General features: G+C 65.7%; 18 protein-coding genes. 7 read left to right on the top strand and 11 right to left on the bottom strand.

Annotation, left to right across the window (positions count from 1 at the left end; all coding sequences use genetic code 11):
• Positions 1–5: 5 nt before the first annotated feature.
• The 4 genes from modB to WV31_RS00480 all read left to right on the top strand — a co-directional run bounded on the left by modB (position 6) and on the right by WV31_RS00480 (position 2,846).
• Positions 6–698, top strand: coding sequence for a molybdate ABC transporter permease subunit (gene modB, locus WV31_RS00465; RefSeq protein ID WP_085375398.1), 693 nt, complete (start codon positions 6–8; stop codon positions 696–698).
• A 7-nt stretch (positions 699–705) separates the two neighbouring features.
• Complete coding sequence (gene modC / locus WV31_RS00470) at positions 706–1,797, top strand: molybdenum ABC transporter ATP-binding protein (protein WP_085371848.1); 1,092 nt, start codon at positions 706–708, stop codon at positions 1,795–1,797.
• Between the two features lie 63 nt (positions 1,798–1,860).
• Entirely contained in the window at positions 1,861–2,322 is a 462-nt protein-coding gene (locus WV31_RS00475) for a Prostatic spermine-binding protein precursor (protein ID WP_085375399.1), read from the top strand.
• 20 nt (positions 2,323–2,342) lie between these two features.
• On the top strand, positions 2,343–2,846 hold the full coding sequence (locus WV31_RS00480) for a response regulator transcription factor (protein WP_085371849.1): 504 nt from the start codon (positions 2,343–2,345) through the stop codon (positions 2,844–2,846).
• On the opposite strand, the gene WV31_RS00485 is transcribed toward WV31_RS00480, so the two are convergent.
• From WV31_RS00485 to WV31_RS00515, 7 genes are all read right to left on the bottom strand, one after another.
• Positions 2,834–3,124, bottom strand: a complete 291-nt coding sequence (locus tag WV31_RS00485; RefSeq protein WP_085371850.1) for a hypothetical protein — start codon at positions 3,122–3,124, stop codon at positions 2,834–2,836. The genes WV31_RS00480 and WV31_RS00485 overlap by 13 nt on opposite strands.
• A complete protein-coding gene (locus tag WV31_RS00490) occupies positions 3,121–3,630 on the bottom strand; it encodes a hypothetical protein (RefSeq protein WP_085371851.1) in 510 nt (169 codons plus the stop codon). The genes WV31_RS00485 and WV31_RS00490 overlap by 4 nt, the downstream gene beginning before the upstream one ends.
• A gap of 64 nt (positions 3,631–3,694) precedes the next feature.
• Complete coding sequence (locus tag WV31_RS00495; protein WP_085371852.1) at positions 3,695–4,156, bottom strand: hydrogenase maturation protease; 462 nt, start codon at positions 4,154–4,156, stop codon at positions 3,695–3,697.
• Positions 4,157–4,290: 134 nt separating this feature from the next.
• Entirely contained in the window at positions 4,291–5,781 is a 1,491-nt protein-coding gene (locus tag WV31_RS00500; protein WP_085371853.1) for a Ni/Fe hydrogenase subunit alpha, read from the bottom strand.
• A gap of 13 nt (positions 5,782–5,794) precedes the next feature.
• Positions 5,795–6,346 (bottom strand): NADP oxidoreductase, encoded by a 552-nt coding sequence (locus WV31_RS00505; RefSeq protein ID WP_085371854.1) that lies wholly within the window; start codon positions 6,344–6,346, stop codon positions 5,795–5,797.
• Positions 6,346–7,116 carry a 2Fe-2S iron-sulfur cluster-binding protein gene (locus WV31_RS00510; RefSeq protein WP_085371855.1) on the bottom strand — a complete coding sequence of 257 codons (771 nt, stop codon included), beginning with the start codon at positions 7,114–7,116 and terminating at the stop codon, positions 6,346–6,348. The genes WV31_RS00505 and WV31_RS00510 overlap by 1 nt, the downstream gene beginning before the upstream one ends.
• Positions 7,113–8,972, bottom strand: coding sequence for an NAD(P)H-dependent oxidoreductase subunit E (locus WV31_RS00515; RefSeq protein WP_085371856.1), 1,860 nt, complete (start codon positions 8,970–8,972; stop codon positions 7,113–7,115). The genes WV31_RS00510 and WV31_RS00515 overlap by 4 nt, the downstream gene beginning before the upstream one ends.
• 245 nt (positions 8,973–9,217) lie before the next feature.
• Here WV31_RS00515 and WV31_RS00520 point away from each other — a divergent pair, with 245 nt between their 5' ends.
• The gene (locus WV31_RS00520) at positions 9,218–9,721 is read left to right on the top strand and encodes a GNAT family N-acetyltransferase (RefSeq protein WP_085371857.1); all 504 of its coding nucleotides are present in this window, start codon (positions 9,218–9,220) and stop codon (positions 9,719–9,721) included.
• The gene (locus WV31_RS00525; RefSeq protein WP_085371858.1) at positions 9,721–10,131 is read left to right on the top strand and encodes an Rrf2 family transcriptional regulator; all 411 of its coding nucleotides are present in this window, start codon (positions 9,721–9,723) and stop codon (positions 10,129–10,131) included. Before WV31_RS00520 ends, WV31_RS00525 begins: the two co-directional genes overlap by 1 nt.
• 165 nt (positions 10,132–10,296) lie before the next feature.
• Here the strand turns inward: WV31_RS00525 and WV31_RS00530 are convergent, their stop codons facing one another.
• A complete protein-coding gene (locus WV31_RS00530; protein ID WP_085371859.1) occupies positions 10,297–12,651 on the bottom strand; it encodes a Tex family protein in 2,355 nt (784 codons plus the stop codon).
• Positions 12,652–12,959: 308 nt separating this feature from the next.
• Between WV31_RS00530 and WV31_RS00535 the strand changes: the two genes are divergently transcribed.
• Positions 12,960–13,388 (top strand): hypothetical protein, encoded by a 429-nt coding sequence (locus WV31_RS00535; RefSeq protein WP_085371860.1) that lies wholly within the window; start codon positions 12,960–12,962, stop codon positions 13,386–13,388.
• On the opposite strand, the gene WV31_RS00540 is transcribed toward WV31_RS00535, so the two are convergent.
• The 3 genes from WV31_RS00540 to WV31_RS00550 form a co-directional block, all read right to left on the bottom strand.
• Complete coding sequence (locus WV31_RS00540) at positions 13,372–13,851, bottom strand: PilZ domain-containing protein (protein ID WP_085371861.1); 480 nt, start codon at positions 13,849–13,851, stop codon at positions 13,372–13,374. The two genes, WV31_RS00535 and WV31_RS00540, sit on opposite strands and share 17 nt — an antisense overlap.
• 78 nt (positions 13,852–13,929) lie before the next feature.
• Positions 13,930–14,298: a PilZ domain-containing protein gene (locus WV31_RS00545; RefSeq protein ID WP_237051420.1), complete on the bottom strand. Its 369-nt coding sequence runs from the start codon at positions 14,296–14,298 to the stop codon at positions 13,930–13,932.
• A gap of 154 nt (positions 14,299–14,452) precedes the next feature.
• Complete coding sequence (locus WV31_RS00550; RefSeq protein WP_237051421.1) at positions 14,453–16,012, bottom strand: alginate export family protein; 1,560 nt, start codon at positions 16,010–16,012, stop codon at positions 14,453–14,455.
• Between the last annotated feature and the right edge of the window lie 286 nt (positions 16,013–16,298).

Here is a 16,298-nt window from a genome sequence, read left to right on the forward strand (position 1 = left end):
CCGGAATGTTCACCCTGACGCCGCTCGAGACCGAGGCGCTGCGCCTGTCTCTGCTGGTGTCGTTCTGGGCGGTGGCGGCGTCGCTTCCCCTCGGGGTGGGCTGCGCCTGGGTCCTGGCCCGCCTCGATTTTCCCGGCAAGACCCTGGTGGACGGCATCATCCATCTGCCGCTGGTGCTGCCCCCCGTGGTGGTGGGCTATGGCCTGCTGGTGGTGCTGGGCCGCAGGGGCGTGGTGGGAGGCTGGCTCTACGACTGGTTCGGCATCACCATCGCCTTCACCTGGAAGGGGGCGGCGGTGGCCTCGGCGGTGATCTCGTTCCCGCTGATGGTCCGCGCCATCCGCCTGGCGCTGGAAGGCGTCGACCGGGGACTGGAGCAGGCGGCCAGGACGCTCGGCTGCGGCCCCATCCGCACCTTCTGGTCGGTGACCCTGCCCCTGGTGGCGCCCGGCCTGCTGACGGGGGTGATCCTGGCCTTCGCCCGGTCGCTGTCGGAATTCGGCGCCACCATCACCTTCGTCTCCAACATCCCCGGCGAGACCCGCACCCTGCCCATCGCGCTCTATGCCCTGACCCAGGTGCCGGGCGGCGACGAGGCGGCGTTGCGGCTGTGCGTCATCTCGGTGGTGGTGGCCTTCGCCGCCCTGCTGGCCTCGGAATTCCTGGCGCGCCGCGTCCAGGCCCGGATGAAGGGATAAGGCGCCCGTGCTGGATCTCGACGTCCGCCGCCGCCAGGGCGATTTCCACCTCGACGTCCGCCTGTCGGCCGGGCCGGGGGTGACGGCGCTGTATGGGCGCTCGGGCTCGGGCAAGACCTCGGTGATCAACATGGTGGCCGGATTGTCGCGGCCCGACGACGGCGTGATCAGCATCGACGGCCGCGTGCTGTTCGATGCTCAGGCCGGCATCGACCTGGCGCCCGAGGCGCGGCGCCTGGGCTATGTCTTCCAGGAGCACCGGCTGTTTCCCCATCTCTCGGTGCGGGGCAACCTGGAATTCGGCCAGAAGCTGCTGCCGGCGGCCGAGCGCACCCAGTCCTTCGACACGGTGGTGGATCTGCTGGGCATCGCTCATCTGCTGGACCGCCGCCCCGCCAGGCTGTCGGGGGGCGAGAAGCAGCGCGTCGCCATCGGCCGCGCCCTGCTGGCCAGCCCCCGCATCCTGCTGATGGACGAGCCGCTGGCCGCCCTGGATCCGTCGCGCAAGGCCGAACTGCTGCCCTTCATCGCCCAACTGGCCCGGCGCTTCAATATTCCCATCCTCTATGTCAGCCACTCCATGGACGAGGTGATCCGCCTCGCCGACACCCTGGTGCTGATGGACGGCGGTAAGGTCGCCGCGTCCGGGCCGCTGGAATCCCTGATGGGCGATCCGGGCCTGCGGCCGCTCACCGGCCGCTACGAGGCGGGCGCCGTGATCTCCGGGGTGATCGCCAGCCATGATGCCGGCTATGGCATCAGCCGGCTGGCCTTCGACGGCGGCACCCTGATCGTCGGACGCTCGGAACTGCCGGTGGGTGCGCGTGTGCGCGTGCGCATCCATGCCCGCGACGTGGCCATCGCCATCGAACCGCCGGACCGGGTCAGCATCCGCAACGTGCTGCCGGCCAGCGTGGTCTCGGTGGCCGCCGCCGATGCCTTCCTGGTGGACGTGGTCCTGGCCTGCGGCGCCACCCGCCTGTGGGTGCAGATCACCGCCCTGGCCCAGGCCCAGCTCAATCTGGTGCCGGGCATGCGGGTCCATGCCCTGATCAAGGCGCTGACCATCGCCCGGGGCGACGTGGCATCTGTGGATTAGCTCCTATACCGATCGGGGGATTTATCCTAGGCTTTGGTCCTGGTTTGCAAGAAGGAGGTGTTCATGAAAGCCTGGGTTTTGCTGGTTCCCCTGATGCTGGGTGTGGCCGCCGGCCAGGCCTCGGCCGCCGATGGCGGCGGGCTGGGAACCGTCCTCAAGGACGCCGCCACCGATGCCGCCGGGCAGGCGGTCCGCGATACGGTTGATAAGGCCGCGCCGCGACGCGATGACCGCGACCGTGATCGTGATGTCCGCGACCGGGACCGGGATCGCCGGGATGACCGTGATCGCGACTATCGCGACAGGGATCGCCGCGACGACCGGGACCGGCGCGATGCCAGGGACCGTGACCGGGACAGGCGCGATGATCGCGATCGGGACCGGGACCGGGACCGTCGGGACCGCCGAGACGACCGCGACTGGCGCGACGGCCGCGACGGCCCGGGCAATTCCTACGAGCATCGCCGCGACGGCCGCGGCGCCCAGGACAATCCGGGGCGGGGAAAGAAGAACCGCGACGACTAGAGGAAACCTTCCGTTCCATCATGAAGACCGCCCACATCCTGGTGGTGGACGACGATTCCACCACCAGATCGATTCTCGAGGCCCTGCTTCGCACCCAAGGCTACCGAGTCACGCCCTGCGCCGGCGGCGAGGACATGTGGGCGATCCTGGCCGCCGGCCCGGCCGATCTGGTGATTCTCGACGTGGAGATGCCGGGCGAGGACGGCTACACCCTGCTTCACCGGCTGCGGGAACGTTCGGGCGTCGGGGTCATCCTGCTGACCAGCCATAGCGGGCTCGAGCACAAGCTGCACGGACTGGAGCTGGGCGCCGACGAGTTCTTAAGCAAGCCCGCCGACCGCCGGGAATTGCTGGCCCGCATCAAGTCGCTGCTGCGCCGGGCGCAGCCGGCCGCCAAGCCTCCGCCGCCCCGTCCAAAGTCGTGCCCGTCTTGCGGCAGCCGGGTCCGCTATTCCCTGCAATCGGACGCGGGCGCCATCGGCTCGTGCCCGGCCTGCGGCTGGTCGAAGTTCTATTCGGCCTGATGACGGCAGTCGCAGCCTTTGCCGGCGGCGATCCAGCGCGCCACCAGCCGCGCCGCCCACCGCCGGGGCAGCAGCGGAACGAAGCGTTGGGGCGCGTCCAGCACGCCGCAGACATAGCGCCCGTCCCGCCATTCCAGGGCCGGGCAAGGGCCAAAGCGGCGGCGGAACAGCACCAGCCCCAGGGGACAGGTCTCCACCGCGCAGCACAGGCCGCAGCCGTTGCAGGGCGCGCCGAAATCCGGCTTTCCCGGAGCTTCGGCGCGCAGCTCGACCTTCACAGCGTCACTTCGTGCTCGAAGTAATCCTTGTTGCGGATGTCGGCGCCCGACTTGGTGCGGTCGATATAGACGACGCGCCAGCCCGGCATCTCTTCCTTGATGCGCCGGGCGATGTTCAGCGCCCGGGTCTGGAAGGCCTCGATCACGGCAGGAGTCACCGCCTCGATGCGGTCGACGGATTCCTTCCATGCCACGATCTCGGATTTGAGGCCGGGCGACAGCAGCACCGGCGCCGGCTCGGCGGTGTCGTCGTCGCTGTTCCACACGCCGTCCGAGCCGTAATAGCACATCAGGCGCACCCAGATATGACGGTCGGCGCCGCGCCCCGGCGCCCCGGTCACCGCCATGGAGGACAGGCGCGAATTCTCGGCCCGGAGGCGTCCCACCTCGGCCGCCGCCTCGGCCAGCAGCCCGGCCAGGCAATTACGCTCGTGGCCGCCATCGCCGCAACGGCAGGACGGGGCGGGAAAGCCTTGCAGGCGGACGATCAGGTCGGACTCGGACATGGTGGAATACCCCTGTTGGCGCGTTTCGCAAGAATAGCCCTCTACCGGCGGGTGGACCCGCGCTCTATGAGGTGGTCAGCCATGCCTGGGTCCAGGCCAGAGCGGCATCCAGATGGGACCTGGCCGCCGCGCTCAGGGGCTCGCCCAATTCGAACGCCTCGCCGGCGATGGCCAGCAGGGTGCAGGGCGGCGGAGGGCTTTTCTTGATCTCGGCATAGACATGCATGACGCCCTGGGGAGACAAGGCGTGGCTGGTGAACGACGAATCCCGGGCAGGCTGGATGGCTTCGGCCCGGAACGGCGCGTCTCCGGCGGAGGCGGAGGCATCGACGAACAGCACCCGCCTTCGCCCCTCCAGATCGAGGGCATGCTCCACCTGCAGCTGGAAATCGGTCAGCAGGTCCACCTCCCCCCACTGGGGATGGCTGGCGCGCAGGGCCTCGATGGCGTCCAGCAGGGCCGGCCCCAGGGCGTCGTCGCCCCGGGATGGATTGCCCCAGCCGAAGATCAGGGTGGGGGCGGTCATGGCATCTCAGCCTGTCATCCCGAGGCACGGCCGAGGGATCTCCGTCTGGCGCGGCGTTTCCGAAATGGCAACATCGCTCCAGGATGAGATCCCTCGCATTCGCTCGGGATGACGCGGGCGGACAGGAGCGGGCCTCACTTCCCCACCCGCCCCTCGGAATCCTTGGTCATGCGGTCGATCTCGCGCCCCGAGGCGTCCACCAGCGTCACCTCCAGCGGCATCTTGCCCAGCGCATGGGTGGCACACGACAGGCAGGGATCGAAGCAGCGGATGGCCACCTCGATATGGTTCAAGAGGCCCTCGGTGATCTCGTGGCCCTGCAGGTAGTTCTTGGCCACGTCCCTGACCGCCACGTTCATGGCGGTGTTGTTGTTGGTGGTGGACACGATCAGGTTGGCGTAGGTCACCACGTCGTTCTCGTTGACGCGATAATGGTGGAACAGGGTGCCGCGCGGCGCCTCGATGACGCCGATGCCCTCTTCCCGGCGCGGCCCGGTGGCCATCAGATCGGCCCCCATGATGTCGGGATCAAGCAGCAGGTCCTTGATGGTCTCGGCGGCGCACAGCATCTCGATCATGCGCGCCCAGTGGAAGCCCAGCGAACCGTGCAGCGGCTTGGCCCCGCCATAGGCGACGAACTCGGCCCGTTCCTCCTCCGCCAGAGGCGTCGGGATACGGTCGCAGTTCTGGATGCGGGCCAGCGGGCCGACCTTGTACCAGCCCTTCTCCTCGCCCAAAGTGGTGATGTAGGGGAACTTCATGTAGCTCCAGGGCTTGACGCCCTCGGTCAGCAGGGTGTGGTAGCCCTGGTAGCTGACCTGATCGAAGATCACCTCGCCGTCCCTGTCCCGGGCCCGAAGCGCGCCGTGATAGAAGTCCAGCGCCCCCTTGTCGTCCACCAGGCTCATCATGGTGGTGGGCACGTTGCCGAACGCGTCGTAAAGGGCCGGATTGGCCTTGTGCAGCTGCTTGATGATGCGCACCGCGTCGCGGCTCCAGGCGATCATCTGGTCGGCGTCCTTCAGCAGGTAATCCCGCTCCTCCAGGGAGAGCGACTTGTTGACGCCGCCGGGGACGGAGCCGGTGCCGTGGACGCGCTTGCCCGAGGTGACGCGGATCACCTCCTGGCCGAACTTACGCAGCAGCACGCCCATCTTGGCCACATCGGGGTTGGCCGCCGCCACGCCGACGATGTTGCGCTTGGCCACATCCGAGTCGAAGCCGAACAGCAGATCGGGTGACGACAGGTGGAAGAAGTGCAGCGCATGGCTCTGCAGCATCTGGCCGTAATGCATCAGGCGGCGGATCTTCTCCGCCGTGGGGGTCAGGATGCCGCCATTGACGATCATGTCCATGGCCTTGGACGCCGCCAGATGGTGCGACACCGGGCAGATGCCGCACAGGCGCTGGACCAGCACCGGCACCTCCCAGTAGGGGCGACCCTCGATGAACTTCTCGAAGCCCCGGAACTCGACGATGTGCAGGCGCACCTGATGCACCTGGTTGTCGTCGTCGAGCAGGATGGTGACCTTGCCGTGCCCTTCGACCCGCGACACGGGCTCGATGACGATGCGCTTCAGCGCGTCGGGGTTCTTGGCGGTTTCCAGTTCGAATTGGTGCCTCATCGCGGGCGTTCCTTCAGTCGTAATGGATCAGGCCGTGGCCCAAGGTGGGGGTGCGGCCGGCCAAGAGATCGGTGAGAAACTTCCAGATGGCGTCGCCGGACGGCGGGCAGCCGGGCAGGAAGTAGTCGATGCGCACCACCTCGTGCAGGGGGTGGACCTCGTTCAGGAGCAGCGGGATTTCCGGATCGTTGGGAATGTGCACGCCGCGGCCCGGCCGGGCATAGACGGCGGCCAGGATGTCCCTGATATCGAGCGAATTGCGCTGGGCGGGCAGGCCGCCGTTGATGGCGCAGGCCCCCATGGCGATCAGGATCTTGCAGTTCTTCCTGAACTCGTGGAGCACATGCACGTTCTCGGCATTGCACACCCCGCCCTCGATGATGCCGAGATCGCAATCGGGGCTGCAATGCTTGATGTCGGTGATGGGCGAGCGGTCGAATTCCACCAGTTCCACCAGATCGAGGATACGCTCGTCGATGTCGAGGAACGACATGTGGCAACCGAAACACCCCGCCAGCGAGGTGGTGGCGACCTTGAGCTTGCGCTTCGGCAGGGGAGCGTTCATCACACCTGCTCCTTGACGGGGGCATATTGCGCCGGGTTGTCGCTGATGGGGGCACGATCGAAGCGACGCTGGCCGTAGGGCACCTCGAAGCCGTGGCGCTTGTGCAGGATCACGCCCACCGGGCAGACATTGGCCGCCTTGTCGGTGGCCGCCAGGTTGGTGTCGCCCAGTTTGCCGCTTTCCGAGTTGCAGATCAGGTGCTTGGTATTGCCCCGGCCCGACAGGGCGAAGACGTTCTTCTTGTCCACCTCGGCGCTGGCGCGCACGCACAACTCGCACAGGATGCAGCGGTTGAAGTCCAGCAGGATGTCGGGGTGGCTGGCGTCCACTTCGCGCTTGGAGAAGTATTGCGGGAAGTGGGGGTCCATGACGCCGAGATCATAGGCCAGGCCCTGCAGCATGCACTTGCCGCTCTTCTCGCAGCTGGGGCAGTAATGGTTGCCCTCGACCAGCAGCATCTGCACCAGGGTGCGGCGCAGGTCGAGGATTTCCGGCACCTCGCTTTCCACGTGCTGGCCCGCCTGGGCCGGCGTGGTGCACGACGCGGCGGCGCGGCCGGGAATCTTCACCGTCTGGCCGTCCTCGGTGGTGACGGTGCGCGAATCGATGCGCACCGTGCACAGCTTGCACGAGCCGTGGGGCTTGAATTCCGGGTGGTAGCACAGATGGGGGATGTATTTGCCCGCCGACAGCGCCGCCTGGATGATGGTCTGGCCTTCCTCGAAGGGGATTTCCTCTTCATCGAGGAAGAAGGTCTTGGGATCGCTCATGAGGGGTCTCCCGCCTTGGTGCCGAGTCCGGCCCGCGACTTTCTGTGGGCGATGTGGAAGTGGGCGCCGGGATCGTCGCGCCCCGTCACCTCGCGCATCTTCGAAAGCGCCTTGTCGAGATCGAAAGCCGGCTCGAAGTCGCGGACGTTGAGCCGCAACTCGTAGGAGGGCCGGAACTTCTGCAGCGTGTCGGCGGCGCAATTGCCCGCCGTCTGGCCCAGGCCGCAATGGCTGGCGGTCTTCAGGGTGCGGATCACCCGCCAGATGTCGTTGATGTCGTACTCGCCGCCATGGCCCTCGTCGATCTTGTCCATGGCGTTGGCCAGCAACGTGGTGCCCACCCGGCAGGGCGTGCAGAAGCCGCAGCTTTCATGCTTGAAGAAGTGGGCGAAGTTGCGCGCCACCTGGAACATGTCGCGGGTGTTGTCGAACACCATGAACGAGCCGCCGGTGGGAATGTCCTCGAAGGCGATGCGGCGGCCGAACTCGTTGGGCGCGACGGTGAGGCCCGAGGCGCCGGCGATCTGGCAGGCCTGGGTGTCGCGCGCGCCGCAATCGGCAAGGATCTGGCTGACCTTGACGCCGTAGGGATACTCGTAGACGCCCGGCCGCTGGCAATCGCCCGAGATGGACAGAATCTTGGTGCCCGATGATTTGGGCGTGCCGATGGATTTGTACCAGGCCGCCCCCTTGGCGGCGATCAGCGCCGCCGAGGCCAGGGTCTCCACATTGTTGACCGCTGTGGGCTGGCCGAGATACCCCGAGGTGACCGGGAAGGGCGGACGCTTCCGGGGCACGCCGCGCTTGCCCTCCAGGCTTTCCAGCAAGGCGGTTTCCTCGCCGCAGACATAGGCGCCGGCGCCTAAGTGAAGCTCGATGTCGAAGTCGAAGCCGGTGCGGCCCAGGATGGATTGCCCCAGCAGCTTGGCGGCGCGCCGCCTCTCCAGGACGGCGTTGAGCGGCTCGAGCAGATAGCGGTACTCGCCGCGCAGGTAAACGAAGCCCTTCTTCGCCCCGATGACATAGCCCGAGACCGTCATGCCCTCGAACACCATGTCGGCGTAGGACGACAGCAGCACGCGGTCCTTGAAGGTGCCGGGCTCGCCCTCGTCGGCGTTGCACACCACGTAATGGGCGGGATTGGCCCCGGACCCCACGGCGCTGCGGCAGAAGTCCCATTTCTGGCCCGTGGAGAAACCGGCGCCGCCCCGGCCCCTAAGGCCGGATTCCTTGACGGCGTCCAGCACCTCCTGCGGGCTTTTGAGCGCCCGGAGCGCGTCGCCCGGCTGGAAGTCGGCGCCCAGCAGGGCGTCCTTGCGCTGAATGTTGTCCTCCACCTTGAAGAACTCGGCCGGCCATTCGGCCAGCGGCGTCTTGTGGCGGATCAGTTCGACAATCTGGTCCACCCGCTCCGCCGTCATGCGGGTGACGGGGCGGTAGTTGACCAGCAGCGCCGGCCCCTGGTCGCCAAGACCGGTGCACGATGTGGTGTCGACGCTGACCAGGCCGTCCTCGGACACCTTTCCGGGTTTCAGCCACAGCTTCTTGCACATGCGGGCCATCAAATCGGCATTGCCGGCCATGCGGTCGGTGATGTTGTCGCTCCACAGCACGCGATAGCGGCCCAGGGGCTCGGTGTGGAAGAAGTGGTAGAAGCCCGCCACGCCTTCGACCCGGGCGCGGGGCAATCCGGTGCCCTCGGCCACCCGGGTCAGGGTGTCGGGCGACAGCCATTCGGCCTCTTCCTGGATTTCACGCAGAATCTGCATCAGCCGGGTCCCGTCCGACCCGTGGCGGGCAAGCACCGCCGCCACCACGGCGCCGCTGCCGGAACCGCTGGAATTGCCATTGGGCATTCGACCTCTCCCCACCTTACGCGCGGCCTCGGGCCACGGCCTTGGACGATGGCGCGCCCCCTGTTGACCGGGGCTGAGGAAAAAGCCTACACCCGGCAAGGTCATCCGCCAACCCGCCCCGTGCATCCGGCGGGCATGGCAGCGACGATCCTTTTGCGTGGCGGCAAAGGCACATGCCAGAAACGTCATTGTAATCATCGGCATCGTGCAGTAGAACGGTATGACCAGTACTGGAGACGGTCTTGATGGCAAATCCACAGGTGAAGCAATCAGAAAGAAAATGTACCGTCCGCCTCGCCAAGGCGACGGACATACCGCAAGTGATTGCTATCGACACCGAGAATACTGGTTTGTCGAAGGCCGAGTATTGGGAAGACTTGTTCGAGCGTTACAATAATCGCTCGATTGATACGGATGACGATACCCAGCCTAAATCCGTAAAACGGTACCGATTTTTCTTGGTCGCCTGCGACGGGGATAAGGTTCTTGGATTCATCATCGGCGAAGTGCGCGCCTGGGAATTCGGTTCGCCTCCCTGCGGCTGGATTTTCGCGGTGGGCGTACGCAACAATATTCGCCAGGGCGGCGTCGGCCACGTGCTGCTGGAAGCGCTGAACGACCGCTTCCGCAAGGCGGGGGTCAACAAGGTGCGCACCATGCTGGCCCGCGACGACACCCTGATCATGAGCTTCTTCCGCAGCCAGGGCATGATGGCCGGCCCCTTCATCCAGTTCGAGAAGGATCTTTGATGAAGCTCCAGAAAGCCACGCGCTGCGCCCTGTTCGCCATCCTGGAGCTGGCTTCGGGCCAGGACCGCCAGCTTTCCGCCAACGAGATCGCCGAGAAGTACGGCATCTCCACCAACCACCTGGCCAAGGTGCTGCGCTCGCTGGGCCGGGTCGGGCTGGTCGAGGCGGTTCGCGGCGCCGGCGGCGGCTACCGCTTTTCCGGCAACCGGCGGCGTACCACCCTTCTGGACATCATCCAGCTGTTCGAGACCATCGACCCCATCCGCAACGGCGAGCGGGAAGACGGCGACGACACCGCCGAGGGCAAGGGATTGTGCCAGGTGCTGATGGAAATCGAGGACACGGCGCGCGCCACCTTCGCCTCCATCACGCTCGACACCATGCTGAAGCTGGTGGAAAAGAACCGGTAAGGGCTGACGCCGCTTCGCGGGCGGACGATTGCCCGCGCCCATTTGGAGGCGATGCCTCCAAACCTCTCTTTCTTTTGAAAATCAAATCACCTGGAGGGTTCGGGAGGCCGCGCCTCCCGATGGGGGGATCGGGGGCAAATGCCCCCGAAATTGCCCCTCCCGGCCCTACCGCTTCTGCTTCGCCTTGGCGAAGGCGGCGGCGAAGGCCCCGCCGCCCTCGTCGGACTTGGGTGCCTGCTGCCGCTGGGGCTGGGACGCCGGGCGGCGCTCCTCGCGGCGGGGTTCGTCCTTCCTGGCCGGGGCGGGCTGGGCGTCCATGCGCATGCTGAGCGCGATGCGTTGGCGCTTCATGTCCACCTCCAGCACCTTGACCTTGACCAGATCGCCGGGCTTTACCACCTCGTGCGGGTCCTTCACGAAGCGGTCGGCCAGCACCGAGATGTGGACCAGACCGTCCTGATGGACGCCGATATCCACGAAGGCGCCGAAATTGGTGACGTTGGTGACCACGCCTTCCAGGATCATGCCGGGCTTGAGGTCATTCAGGGTCTCGACGCCCTCCTTGAAGGCGGCGGTCTTGAATTCGGGGCGGGGATCGCGGCCGGGCTTTTCCAGTTCCTTGAGGATGTCCTTCACCGTGGGCTCACCGAAGCGCTCGTCGGTGAAATCCCTGGGGTCCAGCGAACGGATGAAGGCGGCATCGCCGATCAGCGCCTTCACCGGACGGCCCGTGGCGCTTACGATGCGCTCCACCACCGGATAGGCTTCGGGGTGGACGGCCGAGGCATCCAGGGGATTGACGCCGTTTACCACCCGCAGGAAGCCCGCCGCCTGCTCGAAGGCCTTGGCGCCCAGACGTTCCACCTGCTTCAAGGCCTCGCGACTGGCGAAGGGGCCGAAGCGGTCGCGGAATTCCACCACGTTACGGGCCACGGTGGGCGAAAGCCCCGCGACGCGGGCCAGCAGCGGGGCCGAGGCGGTGTTGACCTCGACGCCCACGGCGTTCACGCAATCCTCCACCACCGCATCCAGCGAGCGGCCCAGCTTCACCTGGTCCACGTCGTGCTGGTACTGGCCGACGCCGATGGCCTTGGGATCGATCTTGACCAGTTCGGCCAGGGGGTCCTGCAGACGGCGCGCAATGGACACCGCGCCGCGCAAGCTGACGTCGAGATCGGGGAATTCCTTGGCCGCCAGTTCGGAGGCCGAATAGACCGAGGCGCCGGCCTCGCTGACCACCAGCTTTTCCAGCCCCAGCTCGGGGTGGCGCTTCATCAGGTCGATGACCAGCCGGTCGGTTTCGCGCGACGCGGTACCGTTGCCGATGGCGATCAGTTTGATGCCGTGCTTGCGCGCCAGCTGGCCGAGGACAGCCAGCGAGCCCTGCCAGTCGTTCCTGGGCTGATGGGGATAGATGGTGGCCGTCTCCACCACCTTACCGGTGGAATCGGTCACCGCCACCTTGACGCCGGTGCGGATGCCGGGATCGAGGCCGATGCAGTTCCTGGCGCCCGCGGGGGCCTGGAGCAGCAGGGCGCGCAGGTTGCGGGCGAAGACGCGGATGGCTTCCTCCTCCGCCGCCTCGCGCAGGCGGCCCATCAACTCTAACTCCAGATGCAGATGAATCTTGATGCGCCAGGCCCAGCGCACCGTTTCGGCCAGCCACTGATCGGCCGGGCGCTTCAGATCGCGGATGGAAAAGCGCCGGGCGATGCGCGCCTCGAACTCGCCGGGGCCTTGAGAAACCTGGCCTTCCGGCCGGGCGGCCTCGTCAGGCGTCAACAGTTTCAGATTGAGAACATTTTCGTTGCGCCCCCGGAACAGCGCCAAAGCGCGGTGGGACGGAATGGCCTTGATGGCCTCGCGGTAGTCGAAATAGTCGGAGAACTTGGCCCCCGCCTCCCCCTTGCCCTCGGCCAGGGTGGAGACCAGCACGCCGCCGTCCCACAGGGCGTCGCGCAGATTGCCCAGCAATTCGGCATCCTCGGCGAAGCGCTCCATCAGGATCTGGCGCGCCCCGTCCAGGGCGGCCTTGACGTCGGCCACGCCCTTTTCCGCGTCCACATAGGTGGCGGCGGCCGTCTCCGGCACCAGCGTGGGATCGCCCAGCAGCGCGTCGGCCAGGGGTTCCAGCCCCGCCTCGCGGGCGATCTGGGCCTTGGTGCGGCGCTTGGGCTTGTAGGGCAGGTACAGGTCTTCCAGGCGGGCCTTGCTGTCGGCCTCCTCGATCTGGCCGCGCAATTCGGGCGTCAGCTTGTCCTGCTCCTCGATGGAGCGAAGGATGGCGGCGCGGCGGTCTTCCAGTTCGCGCAGATAGCCCAGGCGTTCCTCCAGGGTCCGCAGCTGGGTGTCGTCCAGGCCGCCGGTGGCCTCCTTGCGGTAACGCGCGATGAACGGCACCGTGGCGCCGCCGTCCAGCATCTCCACCGTGGTGGCCACCTGCGAGGCCTGCACCCCCAGTTCGCGGGCGATGCGGTTGGTGATGGCGGCCAGGGTGGCGACGGGAAGGGTGCTGGTCATGCTCGCTCGCGCTCAGTGATGACAGGAAGAAGGGGATGACAGGAAGAAGGGGATGACAGGAAGAAGGGAACGACAAGATGGTGGGGTTTAGCCAAAAACACCGCCCATGTCACGGGCCGAGATGGACTCCATCAATGCACGATCACAACTGGCACAGGCCACTCCATTGGAAGATATAAGTAACGGTTCTTGACGCCGGCGTGAACAAGTGTGAGGAGAAAAAGCAAGTTGTTCCAACGCTTTGACTCCACCCCATCCCGCCATTATCTCTTGAATATGGCAGCCAGACGTCTTGGGTGGAGGACACCATGTTTCTCTGGAACATGTCCCTGGAAACCGGCATTCCCGACGTGGACCATGGCCGCAAACGCCTGCTGGGCGCCATGGCCGATTTCTTCCAGGGCATGGACGACCCCGCCCTCAACCAGCACATCCTCGCGGGCCATACGGGTGCGATCTTCAACGCCATGAAGGCGGCCTTCGCCGCCGAGGACGCCGTCCTCCAGTCTCATGGCACGGAGGGCTGCGAGCGGCACCAGACCAACCACGCCGCCCTGACGGCGGCCTTTGTCGATCTGTGCCGCAAGCTGATCCCCAAGATCAAAACCCACAAGCAGGCGCAGCAATGCTGCCTGGAGATCTACCAGATGGTGGACGAAGTCCTGTTCCACCACGTCACCAAGGAAGTGGCGTTCTATCGCGATCTGGCGCGGATACAGGTCAAGAAGGCGGGGTAGACGGCTCGTCCTCGGCTTCGACCATCCTGCGGATGGCGGCGGCCATCTCGGCCTCCTGGCGGGCCTCGGCCTCGGCGCGGCTTTCGATATGCGCCCGCGGCACGGAAACGGCCTCCGGCGTCCTCAACACCTCGAGACGGAAGCGGCCGCCCAGCAATCGCGAAACCTCGTCCAGGGACAGGGGCTGGTGGAACCGGCACCCCGCCATATCTCCGCTGGCCCACATCACCGTGGCGGGCATGGCCGCCTCCTCGTCGCGAATGACGATATCGCAGGGAACGGGCAGGATCGCCGCCATGGCCAGGTCGGGATCGTCGAAGCGCAGCTTGCAGCCGCCCCGCGACGCATCCGCCAGAACCGCCCGGCTTTCCTTGCCGGCAAAGTCGCAAGTGCACTCCGCGCTGCTGCGCAGGCGGGTGAACTCGCGCCGGTTGCCCTGTTCAGGCTGATCCTCGGAAGACATGGGCCAAGCCTCGGAAGCGTTTCGCTGCCGCCCATGTTATGTCACGTCATTGACGATTGACAGCCCGGAACCGGGGTGTCACGCGGGAGGAGATGCTTCCGGCGCGGGTTCGGGCTTCACCGGCGGCGCCAGTTGCAGGCGGAAATGGCCGGTCATCATGCGCACCACGTCATCCAGCGACAGGTGCTGATAGAAGCGGCATCCGGCCAGGCCACCGCTGGCCCACATGATGGTCGCATGCATCTTGGAGTACTGGTCGGTGATGATCATGTCGCGCGGCAAGGGCGCGATGGCCGCCATGGCCGCCTCGGCCTGTTCGAAGCGCAGCTTGAAGCCGCCCCGCGACGCATCCAGCAGGTAGACACGGCTTTCCATGCCATCCAGCACGAAGGTGCATTCGGTGCCGCATTTCTGCCTGGAAAACTGGCGCTTGTTGTCGGTCGCCATACCGTTATCGGGTGTCAACGCGCCTCTCCCCGCCATACCTCATAAACCAATGATAATATGGCCTAGAGGTTAAGAAGTTTCCACCCCTGCGCAAAGCAAAACCCCCGGCCCCTTCCGCATTGGAAGGGAACCGGGAGCCTTGTTGATCCGCGGCTTAGAACTTCACGACCAGCGAGGTCTCGCCCAGCAGCCAGGTCTTGTTCGGCATGCTGGCGGGGCTGGAATTGGTGGAAATGTTCTGCTTGTAGCCCCGACCGGGAGTGGCCATGCCGAAAGCAGCCGACAGAGCAACGTTGTCGCTGATGGCCCATTCGGCGGCAAAGTCGATTTCCCGGGCGAGGTCGGCCGAGGTGACGCCGCTCAGCTGGCTCCTGGCGTCGTACTTGTAGTCGAAGGCCAGGACGGAGAGCTTGAGGTCATCACGCGGATTCACGCTGAACGTCAGCTGGTGAATGTTCACGTTGGAGTTGGAGATCACGTAATTGCCGACGATCTCGCCGATGAACCAGGTACCGAAGCCACGGGTGATCGCGTTGTAGAAGAAGGGATCATAAGCCGTCTTCTTGTTGTCACCAGGGTTCTTGTCGCCCGAAAAGTGAGCGTAGCGGTAGGACAGCTTGGGCGTCCACATCACGCTGGACAACTGATAACCCGGCTCGATGTAGTAGGCGTCGGCGTCAACCTGGTTATTGTGCGTGTTGTTCTTTTCCTTCACGGCATTGCCGTAGAACGAGAAGTCCGGCAGGAACGGCAGCGGATTGCCGCCCACATGGAACGAGAACACGTTCATGCCGTTGCGGGCCGACGACAGGGTGTTGGTCACCGTCGAGTTGGTCTGGTTGCGATTGAAGGTGTAGACGTTGTCGTCATTGGCCGACACCACCTTGAAGTAGGTCACGCCGGCGTACCACTTGCGGTCGGCATAGTTGGAAGCGCCATCGGGAGCGGGCTTGCCCTCGACCTGGTCGGCATTGCCGAACAGTTCGATATTGCCGCCGGCAACCTTGGTCAGGGCGTTTTCGTACAGGCCCGGCAGCATCACCGAATTGGAGGCGTTGTTCTTCAGGTAGAACACGTCGGCGCGAACGTTGCCCGACGAGAACTTGGCCAAGCCGGTCTCGGCGAAGGCGGTCCGGGACTGGGTCCAGAACATGCCGCGCTTGCCGATATTGTTGGTGCCATTGCTGATCAGGAAGCCGTCGGCGATGCGGAAGCTCTGACGGCCGCCCGACAGGTCCAGGCCGTTCTCGTCGAGGCCCAGACCCACCAGGGTCTTGCCCGACTTCCAGCCGCCGTACAGGTTCTCCAACTCGACCAGCCAGGGATGGCCGTAGGTGGTGGAGATCAGCGAGGGTTCGCCCGAACCGCCGGTCATGGTGAACTGGCCGCTGACGTCGCCGTAGAAGGTGCCGTAATTCTCGGTCTCGTAGGAGGCCTTGAGCTCGGGATGCAGGAAGGTCTCGGACCAGTTGCCATGGCCGGTGATGCGCTTGCCGGGAGAACCGGCGTTGTTGGTCCACGAGCCGGCGCCGAATTGGGCGCCCGGGCTGGTGAACAGGGTGACGCCGCCAGTAAAGGCGCCGTCAATCTTCAGGCCGCCCTGCTCGTACAGCGAGAAATCGGCGGACGCCGGCGTGGCCGCCAGACCGAGAACCGCCGAAAGAATCGCACCCGAAACCAGGGAACGGCGACGAAGATTGTGTCGATACATCATTGACCCCCTCGATGAACTGTCAGAGTTGCCGGGATAAAAGCAACCTGCATGCCAAACTGTGTTTGCCCGAACCGCCTGGCCTTCGCGCCCAATCGCGCCGGCCTAATGCCGAATTCGTAGGCACACATGTCATACATGAGCGATTATTGGGCAGGCAACCCGGATTCCAACGTTCCGGGGTTTGCGCGTGCGCAATGCGCCGCACCGTTGCCAAAAAGCAACGCTTGTCCGATTCATGACAGAAAGCGGTCAGCCGCCCGGTCGAACCGGGCGGCCGATGAAAGGC

The organism is Magnetospirillum sp. ME-1, assembly GCF_002105535.1.
Lineage (GTDB): Bacteria > Pseudomonadota > Alphaproteobacteria > Rhodospirillales > Magnetospirillaceae > Phaeospirillum.

Bases quoted from the DNA above. Each gene is read 5' to 3' on its own strand.
- WV31_RS00520 (WP_085371857.1), top strand. From the start codon at position 9,218: ATGGCAAATCCACAGGTGAAGCAATCAGAAAGAAAATGTACCGTCCGC.
- WV31_RS00505 (WP_085371854.1), bottom strand. From the start codon at position 6,346: ATGAACGCTCCCCTGCCGAAGCGCAAGCTCAAGGTCGCCACCACCTCG.
- WV31_RS00540 (WP_085371861.1), bottom strand. From the start codon at position 13,851: ATGTCTTCCGAGGATCAGCCTGAACAGGGCAACCGGCGCGAGTTCACC.
- WV31_RS00515 (WP_085371856.1), bottom strand. From the start codon at position 8,972: ATGCCCAATGGCAATTCCAGCGGTTCCGGCAGCGGCGCCGTGGTGGCG.
- WV31_RS00500 (WP_085371853.1), bottom strand. From the start codon at position 5,781: ATGAGGCACCAATTCGAACTGGAAACCGCCAAGAACCCCGACGCGCTG.
- WV31_RS00475 (WP_085375399.1), top strand. From the start codon at position 1,861: ATGAAAGCCTGGGTTTTGCTGGTTCCCCTGATGCTGGGTGTGGCCGCC.
- modB (WP_085375398.1), top strand. From the start codon at position 6: ATGTTCACCCTGACGCCGCTCGAGACCGAGGCGCTGCGCCTGTCTCTG.
- WV31_RS00545 (WP_237051420.1), bottom strand. From the start codon at position 14,298: ATGGCGACCGACAACAAGCGCCAGTTTTCCAGGCAGAAATGCGGCACC.
- WV31_RS00490 (WP_085371851.1), bottom strand. From the start codon at position 3,630: ATGTCCGAGTCCGACCTGATCGTCCGCCTGCAAGGCTTTCCCGCCCCG.
- WV31_RS00550 (WP_237051421.1), bottom strand. From the start codon at position 16,012: ATGATGTATCGACACAATCTTCGTCGCCGTTCCCTGGTTTCGGGTGCG.
- WV31_RS00495 (WP_085371852.1), bottom strand. From the start codon at position 4,156: ATGACCGCCCCCACCCTGATCTTCGGCTGGGGCAATCCATCCCGGGGC.
- WV31_RS00535 (WP_085371860.1), top strand. From the start codon at position 12,960: ATGTTTCTCTGGAACATGTCCCTGGAAACCGGCATTCCCGACGTGGAC.
- WV31_RS00510 (WP_085371855.1), bottom strand. From the start codon at position 7,116: ATGAGCGATCCCAAGACCTTCTTCCTCGATGAAGAGGAAATCCCCTTC.
- WV31_RS00530 (WP_085371859.1), bottom strand. From the start codon at position 12,651: ATGACCAGCACCCTTCCCGTCGCCACCCTGGCCGCCATCACCAACCGC.
- WV31_RS00480 (WP_085371849.1), top strand. From the start codon at position 2,343: ATGAAGACCGCCCACATCCTGGTGGTGGACGACGATTCCACCACCAGA.
- WV31_RS00525 (WP_085371858.1), top strand. From the start codon at position 9,721: ATGAAGCTCCAGAAAGCCACGCGCTGCGCCCTGTTCGCCATCCTGGAG.